At 70.6% G+C, this 792-nt stretch carries 1 protein-coding gene; it reads left to right on the top strand.

Annotated features, from left to right (window positions below):
- On the top strand, nucleotides 1-792 hold a 792-nt coding region (locus H928_RS0109630), incomplete at both ends, for a sorbosone dehydrogenase family protein (protein ID WP_021026305.1).

Below are 792 nucleotides of genomic sequence, written 5' to 3'. Positions count from 1 at the left end.
GGCCTGCGCGCACCGCGCCGGGTGCTGGAGATCAGCCCCGGGCGCCTGTGGATCATCGACATGGGCAGCTGGATGCCGCGCCAGGGCCGGCTGCTGGAGCTGCGCCTGCCTGCGCCTTCGGCCGCCGCTACCCAGCGCCCCCAGGTCCAGGTGTTGGCCGACAAGCTGGACCGGCCCCTGGCCTTGGTACGCGGGCCCGATGCCCAGATCTATATCGGCGAGGCAGGCCGCATCTGGCGCACGCCGGTGCCGGCCGCCGGCCAACCGATCCAGGCGCAAACGGTGCTGGACCAGCTGCCCGATGATGGCGCCCACCCGCTCAAGGAAATTACGTTCGGGCCCGATGGCAGCCTTTACGTCAACATCGGCTCGCTCCCGGACCGTTGCCAGGACGCGCAAGGCACCCTGCCCCATCCCTGCCCCGAGCGCGGGGCGATGCAGTTCCGTGGCGCGGTATGGCGTGCGGTATTGCGCAGCCCTGCGCTGCCAGGACAAGCGCCTGTGCAGCAGTTCGCGCCCTTTGCGCTGGGCCTGCGCAATTCCGTGGCCCTGGCTACCTTGCCCGATGGCCCCGCCCAAGGCAGCCTCTGGCAGGCGGAGAACAACATCGACTACCGCGACAGGAACGAGCCGCCCGAAGAGCTCAACGAGCTGCTGGAAGGGGCCGACTATGGCTGGCCTTACTGCATAGGCGCTCAGCGCCCGGCGCGCGGCTACGAGCAACGCGCGCGCTGCACCACCACCCAGGCGCCGCATATGCGCTGGCCCGCCCATACCGCCCCGCTGCACCTG

Origin of the sequence: Comamonas sp. B-9, from assembly GCF_000410635.1 — a bacterium.
Taxonomy (GTDB): Bacteria; Pseudomonadota; Gammaproteobacteria; order Burkholderiales; family Burkholderiaceae_C; genus Comamonas.
The sequence above is the reverse complement of the archived record's forward strand: the minus strand, read 5'-3'. Positions and strand labels throughout refer to the sequence as shown.